Below are 18,692 nucleotides of genomic sequence, written 5' to 3'. Positions count from 1 at the left end.
TCCGTTGAGGAATGCGAATCACGCGCCGCCTACTAGCGGCGCCACCACTGAAGCTGCAACGAGATTCGCATGTGGCAAGCGTAACCGGCTCGCGATGATCACGCAACGCGCCCGCGCCGAGACGCCCCCAGATGGGCGAAACGCCCGGCAAATAGGGGTGCGCAACTCCTGACGGGAGTTCTGACGAACGGCTAACTTTAGCAATCATGGAACGCCCCCCGTTACTAGCGTGGCGCTCGGTCACGTTGATCTCGATCTTGTTGTTCGCGGTGCTGCTGCTGCTCAGTGGGAGCTACGGATATCACCGCGATGAGATGTACTTCCGTGTGCTGTCCGAGCACCCCGCCTGGGGGTACGTCGATCAGCCCGCGTTCGCGCCGATGGCGGCCAAGCTGTCGATCGCCGTGTTCGGCGACACGCTCTTCGGGATCAGGGTGCTGCCCGCGCTGGCCGCGGCGATCCTCGTCGTGCTCGTCACGCTCATCACCCGCGAGCTGGGCGGCCGTGGCGTCGCGCAGATCCTGGCCGCGCTCGGCACGGCCACCGGCGCCTACACCTTCATCGCCGGGCACACGCTGCTGACGCTCAGCTTCGACCTGCCGTTCTGGGCGGCGGCCATCCTGTTCATGACCAAGGCGCTCATGCGCGAGCAGCCACGGTGGTGGCCGGCCGTCGGCGTGATCGCCGGGCTGGCGACCTACAACAAGCACCTGATCGTCATGCTGCTGCTGGGACTCGCGGTCGGGCTGGTGGCCGTGGGGCCGCGCCGGGTCCTGGCCAGCCCCTGGCTGTGGGGTGGCGCGCTGATCGCGGCGGCGCTGGCCGTACCGAACCTGCTCTATCAGGCCACGCACGACTGGCCGCAGCTCAAGATGGCGGCGGCGCTGAGCTCGGAGCGGGGCGGCGAGCTGCGGGCGCTGTTCGTGCCCATGCAGCTCACGCTGTTCGGGCCGGTCGTGACGATCATCGGCGCGTTCGGCTGGGTGCGCCTGTGGCGGGACCGGCGGGTGCGGGCGCTGGCCGTCGCCTATCCCGCCGCGGCCGTGGCGACGCTGATCAGCGGCGGGCGCTTCGACTACACGGCCGGCCTGATCCTGCTGCTGTTCGCGGCGGGCTGCGTGAGCGTGGAGGCGGCGGGTCTGGGCAAGGTACGCCTGGCCGCCGGGTCCCTCGTGGTGAACGGCCTGGTGTCGGCCGTGATCGCGCTGCCGCTCATCCCGGCCGCCAGCCTGGCCGCCACCCCGGTGCCGGCGATCGACGAGGTCGTGCGCGAGTCCATCGGCTGGCCGCAGTTCGCGGCCAAGGTCCAGAACGTGCTGCGCGCGCTGCCTCCGGAGGACCAGGCGCGGGCCATCGTCATGACCGGCAGCTACGGCGAGCACGGCGCGCTCGTGCGCGCCGGGGTCCCGCGCGTCTACAGCGGCCAGAACCAGCTCCACGAGTACGGTCCACCGCCCGAGAACGCCACCGTCGCGGTCATGGTGAACATCGGCCCACGCGGCATGGACTTCCAGTACGACAAGTGCGAGCAGAAGGACCGCGTCGACAACGGCGTCGGCGTCGACAACGAACTGCAGGGCATGGGCATCTTCCTGTGCCGGGGGCTCAAGCAGCCGTGGAGCGTGGCCTGGCCCCGCTACCAGCACTTCGACTGACGCCCCGGCCGTTGGGGTGCCCCCGGGCTACCGGACCCCGGGGGCATCTGTTACTGGTAGGTAATGCGACGTGTGCGGGTCCGGCGTGACCTTCCCATTCCGATGCCCGACGGCGTGACCCTTCTGGCCGACCATTACGCGCCGGTCAGGGGGGACCGGGCGCCGGTGATCCTGATCCGCTCCCCGTACGGCCGGCGCGGCCTGTTCGGCTGGATGTGCGGCCGGGGCTTCGCCCGGCGCGGCTTCCAGGTGGTGATCCAGAGCTGCCGGGGCGGTTTCGGCTCGGGCGGGACGCTGGACCCCCTCGGCGACGAGCACGACGACGGCCTGGCCACCGTCGCCTGGATGCGCGCCCAGCCCTGGTACGGCGATTCGTTCGCGATGTTCGGCCCCTCCTATCTCGGCTACGCGCAGTGGGCCATCGCGGCCGAGGCCGGGCCGGAGCTGAAGGCCATGGCCACGCAGATCACCGCCTCGCAGTTCAGGGACGCCGCCTACGTGGGCGGGGCGTTCGCCCTGGAGTCCGCGCTGAGCTGGACGACGCTGACCGACGCCATGTCCCGCCCCTTCGGAGGTACGGCGATGCTGACGGCGCCCCGGCTCACCCGCCGGGCGGTCCTGTCCGGGCGGCCGGTGGCCGAACTGGACCAGGTGTCGGCCGGGCGGCCACTGCCCTTCTTCCAGAACCTCCTGGAGCACCATGCCGACCCGGCGGTGCCGTACTGGGACAAGCGTGACTTCTCCCCGAAGGTCGGCGAGGTGGAGGCGGCCGTTACCATGCTGGGCGGCTGGTACGACGTGTTCCTGCCGTGGCAGCTCAAGGACTACCAGGCGATGCGGGCGGCCGGGCGGCGGCCGTACCTGACGATCGGGCCCTGGTACCACGTGGACCGCCGGCACGGGCGGCCGGCCATGGCCGACGCGCTGGCCTGGTTCCGCGCGCATCTGCTGGACGATCCGTCCGGGCTGCGCCCCGATCCGGTGCGGCTGTACGTGACGGGGGCCGAGGAGTGGCGCGACTACCCCGACTGGCCGGTGCCTGAGATGCGGCCGGAGCGGTGGCATCTGCAGCACGGCTTCGGGCTCGGCACCGAGCTCCCGCAGGAGGACGAGCCCGACCGTTTCCGCTACCACCCGGACCATCCGACGCCGGTGCTCGGCGGCCCGGTGCTGCTGGCCGATTCCAGGCCGAGGGACCAGCGGCGGCTGGAGGCGCGGCGCGACGTGCTGGTCTACAGCTCCGCCGCGCTGGAGTCGGACGTGGAGCTGATCGGGCCGGTCGGCGCCGAGCTGTTCGTCAGGTCGAGCACGCCGCACGTGGACGTGGTCGTGCGTGTCTGCGACGTGCATCCGGACGGCCGCTCGCTCAACGTGTGCGAGGGTGTGCGGCGCCTGGGTCCCGACTCGGCGGCCGATGACATCCGGCGGGTGCTGGTGGACCTGTGGCCGGTCGGGCACCGGTTCGCCCGCGACCACCGGATCCGGGTGCACGTCGCCGCCGGGGCTTACCCGACGATCGCCCGCAATCCGGGCACCGGCCAGTCGCTCGGGCTGGGCGGGAAGATGGTGCCCGCCGACGTCGAGGTGTTCCACTCCCCCGAGCATCCCTCGGCCATGATCCTGCCGCTGTGCGCGCCGCGCGGTTGATGTCGCTGCTCCTGCTGCTGCAGGGGCGCGGCGGGATGACGGCCGCGGAGCTGGCCGGGGAGCTGGAGGTGTCCGAGCGGACCATCCACCGCGACGTGCTCGCGCTGTCGGAGTCGGGGGTGCCGGTCTACGCCGATCGGGGGCGCGGCGGCGGCTACCGACTGCTGGACGGCTACCGTACCCGGCTGACCGGGCTCGACCGGGCCGAGGCGGAGGCGCTGTTCCTGTCGGGGGTGCCCGCGGCGCTGCGCGAGATGGGGCTGGAGGAGGTGGCCGCGACGGCCCGGCTGAAGGCCGCCGCGGCGCTGTCACCGGGCGTGCGCGACGCGCCCGCGACGGCGGCGCAGCGCTTCCACCTGGACGCGCCCGGCTGGTTCGCCGGCGACTCCCCGCCCCCGGCCGCGCTCGCGCCGCTGGCCAGGGCCGTCTGGCGGGACCTCGCCGTGACGGCCCGGTACAAGGGCGCGGAGCGGACAGTGGAGCCGTACGGGCTCGTGCTCAAGGCCGGCGCGTGGTATCTGGCGGCCAGGAGCGGCGAGCGGTTCCTGATCTACCGGGTGGACCGGTTCGGGGAGATCGACGTGCTGGGCCGGGTCTTCGAGCGTGACCCGGGGTTCGACCTGGCGGCCTTCTGGGCCGGGCAGTCGGCGGCGTTCACCCGCTCGCTGCTGCGCGAGACCATCACGCTGCGGCTGAGCGAGGCGGGCGTGCGCCTGCTGCGCCACATCGCCGACCCGGCCGCCCTGCCCGACGCGCTGGCCTCGCTCCAGCCCGACGGCACGGTCCGGCTGGGGGTGGAGTCGGTCCAGGTGGCCTACGGCCAGGTGTTGCGCTTCGGGCCGGAGGCGGAGGTGCTCGAACCACCGGAGCTGCGCGCCCTGGTGGCCGGGGCGGCGGCCCGGCTTGCGGCCCTCTACCGGTAGCCCTTACCGGCGGGCGGCTCTCTACCGGTAGCCCTTACCGGCGGGCGGCTCTCTACCGGTAGTCCTTACCGGCGGGCGGCTCTCTACCGGTAGTCCTCCGGGTCGGCCTCCTTACCGGCCTCCCGGACCTCGGTGATGAAGCGCCACACGTCCGGTCTGCTGCCGTCCACGTCCGTGAACCCGTACACCTGGGCCAGCTCGCCGCTGGAGACCGACCGGCCCGACCAGCGCCGCTTGTCCGGGTCGGTGGCCAGGGCGGCGACCGCGCGGCCCACGTAGGCCGGGGTCTCCGACACCGCCCACGCGGGGTCGGGCGCCGCCTCGCGCCAGGTCTCCTCGGTGACGCCGAACAGCTCCAGCATGGCCTCCGAGCGCAGGAACCCAGGGGTGAGCGCCACCGTCGTGCCGCCATACGGCTCCAGGTCGTGCGCCTGGCTGAAGGCCAGCCGGTTCACCGACACCTTGGCCAGGTCGTAGTACGGCGAGACCCGGTAGTGGGTGTCGTTGTAGCCCGTGGTGCCGTCGGTCACCTCGACCACCAGCCCGCCCGGGTGGCGGATCAGCAGCGGCAGCAGGTGATGGCTGGTGATCAGATGGGTGTCGATCGCCAGCCTGAGCAGGCGCAGCCCGTTGTCCAGATCGTGCTTCCACACCGGCGTGTCCCACTCGTACAGCGGCTCGCCGCCCCACACGTCGTTGACCAGCACGTCGAGCCGCCCCTGCTCGCGCTCGATCCGCTCGGCCAGCGCCTGGACCTGCGCCGGGTCCAGGTGGTCCACCCGCACCGCGATGCCGGTGCCGCCCGCCCGCGTGACCAGCTCGGCCGTCTCCTCGATGGTCTCGGGCCGGTTCAACTCCGAGCGGCTTTCCCGCGTCGATCTGCCGGTGCAGTAGACGGTCGCGCCGGCCGCGCCCAGCTGAACCGCTATTCCTCGTCCCGTACCGCGGGTCGCGCCCGCCACCAGAGCAATCATGGGTCCATGCTCGCCCGGAAAGAGGACATCTCCTGTCATGTTTTCCGTGGGACCCCTGTGATAAGTAGATAGTTACTATGAACAGCGAATTCGAGTTACGCGGGGTCAACCACGTCGCCCTGGTCTGCTCGGACATGAAGCAGACCGTGGACTTCTACTCCGGCGTGCTCGGCATGCCACTGATCAAGACGATCGAGCTGCCGATGGGCTGGGGGCAGCACTTCTTCTTCGACTGCGGCGGCGGCAACGCGCTGGCCTTCTTCTGGTTCCCCGACGCGCCCGAGGGCGTGCCCGGCGTGTCGGCGCCGCGCCACCTGCCCGATCGGGGCGAGCTGCTGTCGGCCGTCGGGTCGATGAACCACATCGCCTTCGACGTGCCGCCCGAGCGGATCGAGGAATACCGCGAACGGCTGCTGGCCAAGGGCATCGATGTGGGCGTGCTGCTCAACCACGACGACAGCGAGTTCGGCGTGGCGCCGGAGATGCACGAGGGCGTGTTCGTCCGGTCGATCTACTTCAAGGACCCCGACGGGGTGCTGGTGGAGTTCGCCGCCTGGACCCGGCCGGTCGGGCAGCCCGGTGACGTACGGCACGAGCCGAGGACCGCCGCCGAGCGGACCGTCTGAGCGGCCGGACCCCATCGTGGAAGCGACCGTTCGTCGCGGGGAGCCGACCACTCGTCGATCGGTGACCTGACCGAAATAATCACCTCACTAGTCTGCGAGGGCAAGAGCCGCATCTCCCCTAGGAGACCGCCTTGCCCGATGACAAGAGTGACCGCAGCCCCTGGAACTGGCTGCTGCTCCTCCCCATCGCCATCCCCCTGCTGACGTTCCTGTACAACTCCGACGAGCCCCGGCTGCTGGGCTTCCCGCTGTTCTACTGGCTGCAGATCGCCTTCATCGCCCTCGGCGTGATCACGACCACGCTGGTCTACCAGATGACCAAGCGGAGGCAGCGGTGAGCGAGCACCTGACCGAGATCATCGTCTTCACCGTCCTGTTCCTGGTGGTCAGCGGCATGGGCTTCGTCGCCGCCCGGTGGCGCCGGCCCACCGACCTGGCCAGCCTCAACGAGTGGGGGCTGGGCGGGCGCAACTTCGGGGCGTGGATCACCTGGTTCCTCATCGGCGGTGACCTCTACACCGCCTACACCTTCGTGGCCGTGCCCGCGCTGCTGTTCGGGGCGGGCGCCGCGGGGTTCTTCGCGGTGCCGTACACGGTGATCACCTACCCGATCGTGTTCCTCATCATGATCCGGCTGTGGTCGGTGTCGCACGTGCACAGCCTGGTCACGCCGGCCGACTTCGTGCGGGTACGGTTCGGCTCGCCCACGCTGGCGCTGCTGGTGGCCATCACCGGGATCGTGGCGACCATGCCGTACATCGCGCTGCAGCTGGTCGGCATCGAGGCCGTGCTGAAGACGATGGGCGTGTCCGGCAGCGGGTTGCTCACCGACCTGCCGCTGATCATCGCGTTCGTGATCCTGGCGGCCTACACCTACCAGTCAGGGCTGCGGGCGCCCGCGCTCATCGCCTTCGTCAAGGACATCCTCATCTACCTGGTCATCCTCGTCGCGATCATCTACATCCCGGCCCGGCTGGGCGGCTGGAGCCAGATCTTCGGCGACGCCACGGCCAAGTTCGCCGCGACCCCGGCGCCCGGCGACGGGACCCTGCTCAACGCCAACAACCAGCTCCAGTACGTCACGCTGGCGCTGGGCTCGGCGCTGGCGCTGTTCCTCTACCCGCACAGCGTCACCGGCGTGCTGGCCTCGCGCAACCGCGACGTGATCAAGCGGAACATGTCGGCGCTGCCCGCCTACAGCCTGCTGCTGGCGCTCATCGCGCTGCTCGGGTACATGGCGATCTCGGCGAAGATCAAGCCGATCGGCACCGACGTCAACACCGTCGTGCCGCAGCTGTTCGACCAGATGTTCCCCGACTGGTTCGCGGGCGTCGCGTTCGCGGCCGTCGGCATCGGCGCGCTCGTCCCGGCGGCCATCATGTCGATCGCGGCGGCCAACCTGTTCACCCGCAACATCTACCGCGAGTACATCAACCGCGATCCGACCGACGCCCAGGAGGCCGGGGTCAGCAAGGTCACCTCGCTGGTGGTGAAGGTCGGCGCGGTGCTGTTCATCCTGTTCATCGACCCGCAGTTCTCCATCGACCTGCAGCTCATCGGTGGCGTGATCATCCTGCAGACGCTGCCGTCGGTCGCCATCGGCCTGTTCACCCGCTGGTTCCACAAGGGCGGGCTGATCGCGGGCTGGGTCGCCGGGATGGGCGCCGGCATCCTCATGCTCTACAACGTCGCCAACCCGGCCACCAAGCACGAGCACTTCGGCGGGTCGGCGTTCGCGCTGTCCAAGCTGGGCCTCGACACCAAGATGACGATCTACGCGGGCTTCCTGGCGCTGGCCGTGAACCTGATCGTGGCGCTGCTCGGCACGCTGCTGTTCCGTGCGCTCAAGGTCGCCGACGGCCCCGACGGCACCGCCCCCGAGCACTACACGGCCGACGAGGGAGACCCGCGCATCAAGGACCTCGACCTGGCCGGCTCGACGTGACATTTAGGCCAAACCGTAACCCAGCCGACATTGGGATTAATCCCCTGGAAAAGCTAATCTCCTCCCATTGACGAGATGTCAGGAGCCGGTTAAGAGCGTAGACCGGCTCCTGATCCATGCTTCGGAGGGGTCGATGACAACCGGGGAACCCGAGCGGGCACGCAGTGACCGCAGCCCTTGGAACTGGCTGCTGGTGCTGCCCATCGTGCTGCCGCTGCTGACCTTCCTGTTCAACGCCGACGAGCCCCGGCTGCTCGGCTTCCCGCTGTTCTACTGGCTGCAGATCGCCTTCATCATCGTCGGCGTCGGCTGCACCACGATCGTGTACAGGATGACCAAGTGAACGCCAATGTGACCGAACTGGTCGTCTTCGCGGTGCTGTTCCTCGCGGTGAGCGTCATGGGCTTCGTGGCGGCCAAATGGCGGCGGCCCGAGAACATCGAGAGCCTGCACGAGTGGGGGCTGGGCGGCCGGAACTTCGGCTCCTGGATCACCTGGTTCCTGGTCGGCGGCGACCTCTACACCGCCTACACCTTCGTGGCCGTACCCGCGCTGGTGTTCGGGGCCGGGGCGCTGGGCTTCTACGCCCTGCCGTACACGGTGGTGGTCTACCCGCTGGTGTTCCTGGTGCTGGCCCGGATGTGGTCGGTGTCGCACGTGCACGGGTTCGTCACCCCGGCCGACTTCGTCCGGGCCCGGTTCGGGTCGCCGACGCTGGCGCTGATCATCGCGATCACCGGCCTGGTGGCGACCATGCCGTACATCGCCCTGCAGCTCGTCGGCATCGAGGCCGTGCTGAAGACGATGGGCATCACCGGGCACCTGCCGATCATCATCGCCTTCGCCATCCTGGCGGCCTACACCTACCAGTCGGGGCTGCGGGCGCCGGCGCTGATCGCCTTCGTCAAGGACACGCTGATCTACATCGTGATCCTGGCGGCGGTCATCTACATCCCGGCCAAGCTGGGCGGCTGGGGGTCGATCTTCGACGCGGCCAAGGCCAAGTTCGACGCGAGCCCGGCGCCCGGCGACGGGATCACCCTCAACGCCAACAACCAGCTCCAGTACATCACGCTGGCCTTCGGCTCGGCGCTGGCGCTCTTCCTCTACCCGCACAGCCTCACCGGCGTGCTGGCCTCCAAGAACCGCGGCGTCATCAAGCGGAACATGGCGGCGCTGCCCGCCTACAGCTTCCTGCTCGGCCTGATCGCGCTGCTCGGCTTCATGGCGATCGCGGCGGGCACCAAGCCGGTCATGGGCGCCAACGGCAAGCCGGACACCAACACGATCATCCCGGCGCTGTTCGACCAGATGTTCCCCGACTGGTTCGCGGGCGTCGCCTACGCCGCCGTCGGCATCGGCGCGCTCGTCCCGGCGGCCATCATGTCGATCGCGGCGGCCAACCTGTTCACCCGCAACATCTACCGCGAATACCTGCGCAAGGACGCCACGGACGCGCAGGAGGCCAAGGTCTCCAAGCTGGTCTCCCTGGTGGTCAAGGTGGGCGCGGTGCTGTGCATCCTGCTGCTCGACCCGCAGTTCTCCATCGACCTGCAGCTCATCGGCGGCGTGATCATCCTGCAGACGCTGCCGTCGGTGGGGCTGGGCCTCTACACCCGCTGGTTCCACAAGGGCGGCCTGATCGCCGGCTGGATCGCCGGGATGGGCGCGGGCATCTGGATGCTGTACATGGTCCCGAACCCGGCCAACGGCAAGGCGCACTTCGGCGGGTCGGCGTTCGGGCTGGCCAACCTCGGGATCGACACCAAGATGACGATCTACGCGGGCTTCCTGGCGCTGGCCGTGAACCTGATCGTGGCGGCGCTCGGCACGCTGGTGTTCCGGGCCATGAAGGTGGCCGACGGGCCGGACGCGACCTCGCGCGAGGACTACTTCGCCGACGAGGGCGACCCCAAGGTCAAGGACCTGGACCTGGCGTCGTCGCACTGATCGCCTTCCCCGCCGGTTGACGGCCGGTTCCCAACCGGGAACCGGCCGTCAGCCGGTCAAGATCGGCTAGCCGTCGCCGAGATATCCGGGGTTGGCCACCTCCAGCTTGGCCCGTACGGCATCCCTGAGCGCCTCGACCAGAGCCGAGTCGTCGAAGCGGCCCTCGCGGACGGCCGCCGCCAGCTCCGCGTCGTCGCTCACGCCCAGCCCGGCCAGCCGCCGCCCGTGCTCCTCCGTGTGGCCGGGGCCGAGCTCGATCTCCCGCTCGACCATGCCGAGCACGTTGATCGCCACCCGGGTGTGGAAGCGCACCCGGCCCTCGACCGCGGGCAGCACGTCGTCGGCCAGGAAGCCGCGGACGGCCGCCACCAGGTGGGCCGCCGAGGGGACGTCATGCGGGGCCGCCATAAGGGACTCCTTATCCGTTGACCGGGCAACGATTATCGGTTGTGATCCTGTCATGAGCTTCGCCGTCCCAGACAGCGTCCGTCCCATCCGCGATGCCGTCCACGCGTTCATGACCGAGCGGGTCGAGCCCGCCGAGAACGTGCTCCACCAGGGCGGGCCGGCCGCCGGGGCGGCGCTCGACGAACTGCGGGCGGAGGCCAAGAAGGAGGGTCTGTGGGCCCTCGGTCACCCGCGTGAGCTGGGCGGGGGCGGGCTGCCCTTCCTCGACTACGTCTACGTCAACGAGGTGCAGGGGCGCAGTGAGTTCGGGCAGATCGCGCTGGGGACGTACACGCTGCAGGACTCGCTGATGCTGCACGAGCACGCCTCGGCCGAGCAGCGGGAACGCTACCTCGACCCGTTGGTGCGCGGCGACATCTCACCGAGCTTCGCGATGACCGAGCCGTCCGTGTCGAGCAGCGACCCGACGCAGCTCAGGACGGCCGCGGTCCTCGACGGGGGCGAATGGGTGATCAACGGGCACAAGTGGTTCACGACCGGCGCGTCCCGGGCCGCGTACACCACCGTGATGTGCCGGACGGAGGACGGCGCGGCCCCGCACCGGTCCTTCTCCATGATCCTCGTGCCGACCGACACGCCGGGCTACGACATCATCCGCGAGACGCCGGTCCTGGGGCTGGACGGCGCGCACTGCGAGGTCCGCTACGACAACGTCCGGGTGCCCGCCTCGAACCTCCTGGGGGAGCGCGGCGACGGGTTCGTGATCGCGCAGCGGCGCCTGGGACCCGGACGGATCTTCCACTGCATGCGCTGGCTCGGCCAGGCGCAGCGGGCCTTCGACCTGATGTGCCGCCGGCTGCGCGAGAGGAGCGCGTTCGGCGAGCCGCTGGCCGCCAAGCAGCTCATGCGGCAACACGTGTTCGACTCCTACACCGAGATCCAGGCCGCGCGGCTGCTCACGCTCGACGCCGCGCGGGCCATCGACGCCGGCTCCGAAGCCCGGGTCGAGATCGGCGCGATCAAGGTGGTGGGCTCGCGCATGCTGCACAACGTGATCGACCGGGCCATCCAGGTGTACGGCGCGGCGGGGCTGACTCCGGACACCCCGCTGGACCGGATGTACCGGCACGCCAGGGCCGGGCGGATCTACGACGGCCCCGACGAGGTGCACATCGACTCCGTGGGACGGCGGATACTCGGCGCCTACGCGGCGGGCGGGAACTGGGAGTTCGGGCTGCGATGACGGAGCCGGTCCATTCGATCGTCCACTCGATCGTCCGCGAGGTCTTCGGGCCCGGCGCGTCGGTGCCCTTCAGCGCGCGGCTTCCCGGCGGAGCCTCGCGTGAGACGTGGGCGCTCGACGTGCTCGACGGGGACGAACGGCACGAACTGATCCTGCGCCTCGACTCCCCCGGCGCCGCCCTGGAGGCCGGTGGCAGCCTGGCGAGCGAGGCCACGCTGATGCGGGCCGCCGCCGAGGCCGCAGTGCCGGTGCCGCGGGTCGTGGCGGCCGGTGGGGCCGGGGTGCCGGTGCCGCGGACAGTGGCGGCCGGTGAGCCGTACATCCTCATGACGCGGGTGGCGGGCGAGACGATCCCGCGCAGGATCCTGCGTGACGAGGCGTACGCGGCGGCCCGGCCGCGGCTGGCCGCCCAGTGCGGCGAGGCGCTCGCGGCGATCCACCGGATGCCGCTGTCGGCGCTCCCCCCTGTTCCCGTGCCTGTTCCCATGGCCGACGATCCGCTGCGGCGGTGGCGGGATGTACTCGATCAGATCGGGGAGCCGCATCCGGTGTTCGAGCTGGCCTTCCGGCGGCTGGCGGCGACCCGGCCGGCGGCGGCGCGGCCGACCGTGGTGCACGGCGACTTCCGCAACGGCAACCTGATCGTCGGGCCCGAGGGGATCCGGGCGGTGCTCGACTGGGAGCTGGCCCACGCGGGCGACCCGGTCGAGGACCTCGGCTGGCTGTGTGTGAAGGCGTGGCGGTTCGGCTCGCCGCTGCCGGTGGGCGGTTTCGGTGGTTATGACGACCTGGTGAGCGCGTACGAGAAGGCCGGCGGGCAGCCCGTCGACCGGGACGCGCTGCGCTGGTGGGAGACGTTCGGCGTGCTCAAGTGGGGCGTCATCTGCGTGATGCAGACGATGCGCCACCTGCGCGGCGGCGCGCGTTCGGTCGAGCTGGCCGCGATCGGGCGCCGGGTGTGCGAGAACGAGTGGGACCTGCTGCGGCTGCTCGGCTGAGAACCCGTGCCACTGCCCCTCGGCCGAAAACCCGTTGCCGTTGATCGTATGCTGTTCTCCCTGGGCAAGGTGGTCTTCGCGGTCGCCGTGATGGCGGGTCTCGCCTTGGTGCTCTACGGGTTCGGGGTGACGAGCCTGGGCGTGGGGCTGGTGCCGTTCATGGGCATCCTGCTCCTGCTCGGCTGGTCGCTCGGGCTGATCGGGATCCCATGGGGCTCAACGCCGTCTATCTTGCCGCCGCACTCGGGGTGTTCGGGTGGGCGCTCAACTACGCCCGGCGGCATGGGAGGGTATGAACCGTTCCTCATATTCGCTATGAGAACCTCGGGTTCTGCTATGGGCTCGTAGTCCGTGTTGTGCCGGTGGAACGTGGTCTGGGGCACGGATTCGGTCGCGTCTTCGGAGGCGGCGGCGAGTGTGGGGTCTTCCCGGCAGATCTGACCGAACTGGAGGAGCCGCCGAACGTTGCGGCGCAGGTGGTGCTGGCGGCGGCCGACCGGCAACTGCTCACCCTGGAGCGCGTCGGCCACCGCAGCGCCCGGCTGCGGGTGCGGCTTCCCCTGGTCGAATCGCCCGCGTCCGCCAGGGACTGGGCCTGGCATGTGCTGCCTGTCGTCTTGCCGCCGACCGTGCCGCCGGAGGCGAGGTTGTGCGCCCCCACCTTGCGGGTGACCAAGGGTCGGGTGCGCGTCGATCTGCCGTTCCAGATCCTGATCGGCTTCGTACCCGCTACCGGTCATGTGATCGGGTGCGGCTTCGACTGGGGCGTCAACGGGCTGCTGACCGGTGTGGTGGGACGTCTTGTGGCCGATGGGCGGGTGATCTCCGGCGGCCGGGTGATCGGCGATGGGCGGCCGCTGCTCTACGATGCGAGCGGTGTGTCGGCCAAGCTGCACCGACTGCGGGCCGAGCGTGAGCACCTGGCCGCCAAGCGAACACACGCCCGTCGGGGCAGGTACGCGGGCAGATCGTCGAGGCGATCCGGCACCTGGCCGCCAAGAGCGCCATCGCCGTGGTCACCGTCCCAGCCCGCGGCACCTCCCGATACTGCCCCCGGTGCGGGGACGGCACGTCGGTGCTTAAGCATTGCCCGGCCCCAGCCGCACCGGACAGGACAGGACAGGACATGTCAGGAATTCTCACCACCGGACCGGCTTCCACCACGCCAAAGCCACCCCCGTGCTCATGCTCGCCAAGCACCGGGGCGGCCCAGGCCAGGCCACGCCCGTCCGAGTTGCCTGATTCCTTCAGGGAACTACAGGGAATTCAAGACGCTCTCCCGCTTCGGTGACTGACGGCCGCGACGATCACGTCCACCAGTCCCTCGACGACCTCCGCCCGGTCCACCTCCGGATGCTCCAGCCACCAGTCGCCGGTGGTCTGCACCATGCCGACGAACGCGTGACCGAGCACCTGGGCGCGTACGGGCTCCGGCACCACCCGCCCGGCGGTCAGCACCCCACCCAGCTCCTCGCCCAGGCTGCGCACGAGCGCGGTCATGTGGGAGCGCATCCGGGTGTCCTCGGCGCTGGCCCGGTGGAACAGGAACCGGTAGAGATTGCGGTTGGCCGAGATCAGGTCCAGGTAGACGGTGATCGTCGTCCTGGCCCGGCCACGCAGGTCGGAGGCTGCTTCGGCGAACCCTGGCCGCAACTGGGCGATGACCTTGCGCACGTGGCGGTCGGCCAGCGCCTCGTAGAGGCCACTCTTGTCGCCGAAGTGGCGGTAGAGGATCGGCTTGGTGATCCCGGCCTCGGCGGCGATCGCGGCCATGGACGCCTCAGGGCCCTCGCGCAGGATGACCCGGTCCGCCGCGTCCAGCAGCGCCTTGCGCCGATCCGGGTCCCGTCCGCTCATTCGCCCAGGATAGATCGCCGCCTGCGCGGCAGCAGCGCCGACAGCACCAGCAGGACGCCGATGACGGCGTACAGGCCCGTCACCCCGGCCAGGGCGCCCGGCGGCTCACCGGCCAGGGCGCCCACCGGCTGGCCGGTGGGCACCGCGAAGCTCGGCAGCCGGCCCGCCAGATCGAGCGCGACGTCGAGGTCGAACGCGAACAGCGCGGCCGCGGCGGTCAGCGGCAGCCCGCAGGCCAGCGCGGCCAGCGGCGACAGCCACGACCAGGCGGCCAGCAGCACCACGATGGCCGCCACGGCCGCCAGGTAGCCGAGCCCGGCGGGCGCGGGCCGGAAGGCGGCGTACGCCGCTCGCAGGGCCCTGGCGCCCGCCTCGGTCAGGTAGTAGACGAGGGGCAGCGCGGCCGACCCGGCCACCGCGCCGATCAGATGACGCACCTGAGGGGACACAGCAGCTTCGTCCCCGCGAGAACGGGATCCCATGTGCGCTCGCCCGGAGTTAGATTCGAAGGCATGGCGATCATCCCCCGCTCCGGCACCGGACCCGGCTCGATCACCCCTGACGGCTCTCCCGTCGAGTTCTACACGCTGCTGAAACCCCGCGGCGAGGCGGAACTGGTCGCGGGGGTGGCGCCGCCTGGCGGCTCCGTCCTGGAGCTGGGCGCGGGCGTCGGCCGGGTGACGCACGCCCTGCTGGAGCACGGCTTCGAGGTGGTGGCCGTGGACGAGTCGGCCGAGATGCTGGCCCACGTACGGGGGGCGCGGACCGTACAGAGTCGGGCGCAGGATCTGCGGCTGGAGCGGCGGTTCGACGCGGTCACGCTGGGCTCCTACCTGGTGAACACGGCCGACGAGGACGACCGGCGGGCGCTGCTGTCGGCCTGCGCCCGGCACGTGGCGCCCGGCGGGGCGGTGCTGATCGAGTGGACGCCGCCCGAGACGCACGACGCCAGGCGGCCCGGCCGGGTCAGGACGGACGGCGACATCACGGTCACGCTGGCCGCCCTGGAGGAGGCCGGGCCTGGCCTGTTCAACGCGACGATGCGCTATACGCACCGGGATCGGGTGTGGACCCAGTCGTTCACGTCCCGGCGGCTGACGGACGACGACCTGCGCGCGGCCCTGGCCGAGTGCGGGCTCCGCCTGGACCGCTTCCTCACCGAGGACCGCAGCTGGGCACTCGCCGTCCCCGGCCTCCCGTAGCCGCGCGTTGACATCGGACGCGCCGCGACCCGCCCGCGGCCGTCGATGGCAGTGTCTTCGTTGTTGGTCAGAATCGTGAAATCCATCAAATGTCCGGCAAATTCTCTCAGCCGATCAGGCAATTATGCGCGAGTCAACGTTAAAAGTCTGACCACGTTTATCGCCCCCGTGGGCACCCTTCCGCTACTCTTACTCCCTTTTCCGCGCAGAGCTGGTTTTCATGGAAATTGCCGCAGCATTCGACGACCTTGACATGGGCTTGGCGGCGGAGGTTACTTGAAGTATGCCTAGATCGCCGCAGGCCGGCGATGGCTCTGCGGCGCCGAAGGCCGGAGAAGATCGAGTCGGATCTCTGCGGAGGAATGCCTATGGCGACGTACGAGTATCGCTGCCCCGACTGCGGACGATTCGACGTGCATCGACCGATCGGGACCGCCGCGGCGGCCTGCGAATGCCCCGCGTGCCACCGCCCATCTCGTCGAGTCTTCTCCTCTCCGTACCTCAGCCGGGTGCCTTCAGTAGTCAGTGCCGCGCTCACCCGCGAGGAGCAGAGCCAGGAAGCACCCGAGGTGGTCACGAGCGTGCCTCCCAAGCGGCGCGAACCGCCGCCGCACCCGGCGCTGTCACGCCTGCCTCGGCCTTGAGCAACAGAAAGCCTTGAAGCAACAGAAAGCCTTGAAGCAATAGAAGCCTTGAGCAACAGAAACATCTTGATCAACACAAACAACGCGGCGCGTGCGTGTGAACCGCTCACACACGCGGCTCCGCCGGTCCGGAGGCGGTGACAGGCCGCCCGGCGTGAGTGATGCCGCCCCACGACAACACCAGGAGGTGCGTCGCTCATGGGAGCCGTCGGACTTCTCTACGTCGGCGCGGTGCTCTTCATCAACGGGATGATGCTGCTGAAGAAGATCGATCCACGCGCGGCGGCCATCTTCAATCTCTTCGTCGGCGCCCTGCAGGTGATCACGCCCACTGTGCTGATCATCCTCAACCCCGGGGACCCGGCCCAGGTCCTCGGCGCGTCCGGGATCTATCTGTTCGGTTTCACCTACCTGTACGTCGGGATCAACCTGCTGGGCGGTTTCGACTCCACGGGAGTCGGCTACTTCTCCCTGTTCGTGGCCATCATGGCGCTCGGATACTCCTACGCGAACTTCCGGCTCCTGGGCGATCCGGCGTTCGGGGTCATCTGGCTCTACTGGGGTTTCCTGTGGTTCCTCTTCTTCGTGCTGCTGGGTTTGAAACACGAGCAGATCACCAGGTACACGGGCTGGGTCACGGCGATCCAGGGGTGGGTCACGGCGGCGATCCCCGCGTTCATGATCCTGACGGGCTACTGGCGGAACACCAACCTCATCGCCTTCATCCTCGCCGTGTTCGGCGTGGTGGTCTTCATCGGGCTGTGGCCGCTGACCCGTGGACGTGAACCCACGGCGGCGGCACCGGCCGATGCGATGGGCGCCGGTGACCGGACACATCGTCCTCGGTGGACCTGACGAGAAGACCCGCGACGCCTGCAAGGAGGTGGTCGATGCGTTTCATGCCTGACGGCATCCGTATTCGAGAAAGGCATTCATCATGCCGAAAGTCGTATTCAGCGTCGATCAATCGATGTCCATGCGCGACCAGAAAATCCCGGGACACAATCGATGGCACCCGGATGTTCCGGTGGTCGAGATGGTCCGCCCCGGAGATGAGTTCCGAATGGACTGCCGGGAATGGACCGACGCCCAGATAGGCAACAACGATTCCGCGAACGACGTGCGGGACGTCGACCTGACCGTCGCGCACGTGCTGAGCGGGCCCATCGGGGTGGAGGGAGCCGAGCCGGGCGATCTCCTGGTCGTCGACATCCTCGACCTCGGCGCGGTACCCCAGCAGATCGGGCAGGCACCAGGCCAGGGATGGGGCTACACCGGCGTGTTCGCCAAGGCGAACGGCGGCGGATTCCTGACCGACTACTTCCCCGACGCGTACAAGGCGATCTGGGACTTCCACGGCCAGGCGGCCACATCCCGTCACCTGCCAGGTGTCCGGTTCACCGGCATCACCCACCCAGGGCTGTTCGGCACCGCGCCGTCAGCCGAGCTGCTCGCCTCCTGGAACCGCAGGGAGCAGGCACTCATCGACACCGATCCGCAACGGGTCCCGCCGCTCGGCCTGCCACCGCTGACCGACAACGCCATCACCGGTACGGCAAGCGGCGAGGCGGCGCGGCGGATCGCCGAGGAGGGCGCCCGTACCGTGCCGGCAAGGGAGAACGGCGGCAATCAAGACATCAAGAACTTCACTCGCGGAGCCCGGGTCTTCTACCCGGTCCACGTGAAGGATGCGAAACTTTCCGGAGGTGACCTGCACTTCAGCCAGGGCGACGGCGAGATTACCTTCTGCGGCGCGATCGAGATGGGCGGTTTCATCGACCTCCACGTCGACCTCATCAAGGGCGGCATGGAGAAGTACGGTGTCTCCACCAACCCGGTCTTCCTGCCGGGAAACGTCGAGCCGCGCTATTCCGAGTTCATGTCGTTCATCGGGGTCTCGGTGGACCACGACACCGACACCAACTACTACCTCGACGCGACGGTGGCCTACCGCCGGGCATGTCTCAATGCCGTCGAGTATCTCAAGAAGTGGGGCTACACCGGCGAACAGGCCTACCTGATCCTCGGCTCGGCTCCGATCGAAGGGCGAATCAGCGGGATCGTCGACATTCCCAACGCCTGCTGCTCGCTCTACCTGCCCACCGCGATCTTCGACTTCGACGTACGCCCGAATGCCGAAGGACCAGTCAGGAAGGAGCGCGGACAGTGCGCCGTGACGAGCTGACCGCCACCGCATGACGCGTGCGACGGCCCTGGGAGTGATCTTCCTGGTCGAACGGCGCCTGAGAACGAGTACGGCCACCGCGCATCGACGACCGATCGCGAGAGAGAGGAACACAGATCGCGCGGTGGCCATCGCGATCACGGCACGCCGCCCGGCGCTCGGCGCCGCGTAATATCTTCCCCTATTTATCCCCATAAGTCGTTTACCGCGCCAGAGTGCGGCCCGATGGACCGATCCCCCTTCCACGCCAGGCTTGCCGCCATTTCGACACACCCCGCGCAAAGGCTGTTCGACCGCCGCCGTCACTCCGCCAACGGTCAACCCCGCGCCCCTAGCCCGAAGCTTGCGCAAATAGATGGTTATCCTCAGGTGTAGTCGCACAAACCCCTGACATGCCTCCCGACCTAGGGCAATTCCCAAACGGGTGGGTGCGCC

General features: G+C 69.4%; 19 protein-coding genes. 14 read left to right on the top strand and 5 right to left on the bottom strand.

Annotated elements, in window-relative coordinates:
• The first annotated feature begins 206 nt into the window (after positions 1–206).
• The 3 genes from AB0L53_RS33585 (at position 207) to AB0L53_RS33575 (ending at position 4,225) form a co-directional block, all read left to right on the top strand.
• Entirely contained in the window at positions 207–1,655 is a 1,449-nt protein-coding gene (locus tag AB0L53_RS33585; RefSeq protein WP_364002537.1) for a glycosyltransferase family 39 protein, read from the top strand.
• A 63-nt stretch (positions 1,656–1,718) separates the two neighbouring features.
• Positions 1,719–3,302 (top strand): CocE/NonD family hydrolase, encoded by a 1,584-nt coding sequence (locus AB0L53_RS33580; protein WP_364002534.1) that lies wholly within the window; start codon positions 1,719–1,721, stop codon positions 3,300–3,302.
• Entirely contained in the window at positions 3,284–4,225 is a 942-nt protein-coding gene (locus AB0L53_RS33575; RefSeq protein WP_364002531.1) for a WYL domain-containing protein, read from the top strand. The genes AB0L53_RS33580 and AB0L53_RS33575 overlap by 19 nt, the downstream gene beginning before the upstream one ends.
• A gap of 83 nt (positions 4,226–4,308) precedes the next feature.
• On the opposite strand, the gene AB0L53_RS33570 is transcribed toward AB0L53_RS33575, so the two are convergent.
• Positions 4,309–5,199, bottom strand: a complete 891-nt coding sequence (locus AB0L53_RS33570; protein ID WP_364002528.1) for an SDR family oxidoreductase — start codon at positions 5,197–5,199, stop codon at positions 4,309–4,311.
• 77 nt (positions 5,200–5,276) lie between these two features.
• On the opposite strand from AB0L53_RS33570, the gene AB0L53_RS33565 reads away from it, so the two are divergent.
• From AB0L53_RS33565 to mctP (AB0L53_RS33545), 5 genes are all read left to right on the top strand, one after another.
• A complete protein-coding gene (locus AB0L53_RS33565) occupies positions 5,277–5,825 on the top strand; it encodes a VOC family protein (RefSeq protein ID WP_358542953.1) in 549 nt (182 codons plus the stop codon).
• A gap of 131 nt (positions 5,826–5,956) precedes the next feature.
• Complete coding sequence (locus tag AB0L53_RS33560) at positions 5,957–6,163, top strand: DUF3311 domain-containing protein (RefSeq protein WP_358542951.1); 207 nt, start codon at positions 5,957–5,959, stop codon at positions 6,161–6,163.
• The gene (gene mctP / locus AB0L53_RS33555; protein ID WP_364002524.1) at positions 6,160–7,770 is read left to right on the top strand and encodes a monocarboxylate uptake permease MctP; all 1,611 of its coding nucleotides are present in this window, start codon (positions 6,160–6,162) and stop codon (positions 7,768–7,770) included. Before AB0L53_RS33560 ends, mctP (AB0L53_RS33555) begins: the two co-directional genes overlap by 4 nt.
• Positions 7,771–7,903: 133 nt before the next feature.
• Positions 7,904–8,113 (top strand): DUF3311 domain-containing protein, encoded by a 210-nt coding sequence (locus tag AB0L53_RS33550; RefSeq protein ID WP_358439938.1) that lies wholly within the window; start codon positions 7,904–7,906, stop codon positions 8,111–8,113.
• Entirely contained in the window at positions 8,110–9,720 is a 1,611-nt protein-coding gene (mctP, locus tag AB0L53_RS33545; RefSeq protein ID WP_364002520.1) for a monocarboxylate uptake permease MctP, read from the top strand. The genes AB0L53_RS33550 and mctP (AB0L53_RS33545) overlap by 4 nt, the downstream gene beginning before the upstream one ends.
• A gap of 66 nt (positions 9,721–9,786) precedes the next feature.
• Here mctP (AB0L53_RS33545) and AB0L53_RS33540 read toward each other — a convergent pair whose 3' ends face one another.
• Entirely contained in the window at positions 9,787–10,128 is a 342-nt protein-coding gene (locus tag AB0L53_RS33540) for a DUF6285 domain-containing protein (protein WP_364002517.1), read from the bottom strand.
• Between the two features lie 52 nt (positions 10,129–10,180).
• Here AB0L53_RS33540 and AB0L53_RS33535 point away from each other — a divergent pair, with 52 nt between their 5' ends.
• Positions 10,181–11,371, top strand: coding sequence for an acyl-CoA dehydrogenase family protein (locus tag AB0L53_RS33535; protein ID WP_364002514.1), 1,191 nt, complete (start codon positions 10,181–10,183; stop codon positions 11,369–11,371).
• Positions 11,368–12,369: a phosphotransferase family protein gene (locus AB0L53_RS33530; protein ID WP_364002511.1), complete on the top strand. Its 1,002-nt coding sequence runs from the start codon at positions 11,368–11,370 to the stop codon at positions 12,367–12,369. Before AB0L53_RS33535 ends, AB0L53_RS33530 begins: the two co-directional genes overlap by 4 nt.
• Before the next feature lie 113 nt (positions 12,370–12,482).
• On the opposite strand, the gene AB0L53_RS33525 is transcribed toward AB0L53_RS33530, so the two are convergent.
• The 3 genes from AB0L53_RS33525 to AB0L53_RS33515 form a co-directional block, all read right to left on the bottom strand.
• Positions 12,483–12,899, bottom strand: a complete 417-nt coding sequence (locus AB0L53_RS33525; RefSeq protein WP_364002508.1) for a hypothetical protein — start codon at positions 12,897–12,899, stop codon at positions 12,483–12,485.
• 736 nt (positions 12,900–13,635) lie between these two features.
• A complete protein-coding gene (locus AB0L53_RS33520; protein WP_364002506.1) occupies positions 13,636–14,226 on the bottom strand; it encodes a TetR family transcriptional regulator in 591 nt (196 codons plus the stop codon).
• Positions 14,223–14,675 (bottom strand): hypothetical protein, encoded by a 453-nt coding sequence (locus AB0L53_RS33515; protein WP_364002503.1) that lies wholly within the window; start codon positions 14,673–14,675, stop codon positions 14,223–14,225. Before AB0L53_RS33515 ends, AB0L53_RS33520 begins: the two co-directional genes overlap by 4 nt.
• A 63-nt stretch (positions 14,676–14,738) precedes the next feature.
• Between AB0L53_RS33515 and AB0L53_RS33510 the strand changes: the two genes are divergently transcribed.
• The 4 genes from AB0L53_RS33510 (at position 14,739) to fmdA (ending at position 18,257) form a co-directional block, all read left to right on the top strand.
• Positions 14,739–15,428: a class I SAM-dependent methyltransferase gene (locus tag AB0L53_RS33510; protein ID WP_364002500.1), complete on the top strand. Its 690-nt coding sequence runs from the start codon at positions 14,739–14,741 to the stop codon at positions 15,426–15,428.
• Positions 15,429–15,736: 308 nt separating this feature from the next.
• Entirely contained in the window at positions 15,737–16,072 is a 336-nt protein-coding gene (locus tag AB0L53_RS33505) for an FmdB family zinc ribbon protein (RefSeq protein WP_364002497.1), read from the top strand.
• Positions 16,073–16,270: 198 nt separating this feature from the next.
• Positions 16,271–16,927 (top strand): AmiS/UreI family transporter, encoded by a 657-nt coding sequence (locus AB0L53_RS33500; RefSeq protein WP_364002494.1) that lies wholly within the window; start codon positions 16,271–16,273, stop codon positions 16,925–16,927.
• Between the two features lie 82 nt (positions 16,928–17,009).
• Positions 17,010–18,257 carry a formamidase gene (fmdA, locus tag AB0L53_RS33495; RefSeq protein WP_364002491.1) on the top strand — a complete coding sequence of 416 codons (1,248 nt, stop codon included), beginning with the start codon at positions 17,010–17,012 and terminating at the stop codon, positions 18,255–18,257.
• Positions 18,258–18,692 lie beyond the last annotated feature (435 nt).

Origin of the sequence: Nonomuraea sp. NPDC052129 (assembly GCF_040680095.1) — a bacterium.
Lineage (GTDB): Bacteria > Actinomycetota > Actinomycetes > Streptosporangiales > Streptosporangiaceae > Nonomuraea.
This window is presented reverse-complemented; position numbering and strand designations above follow the sequence as displayed.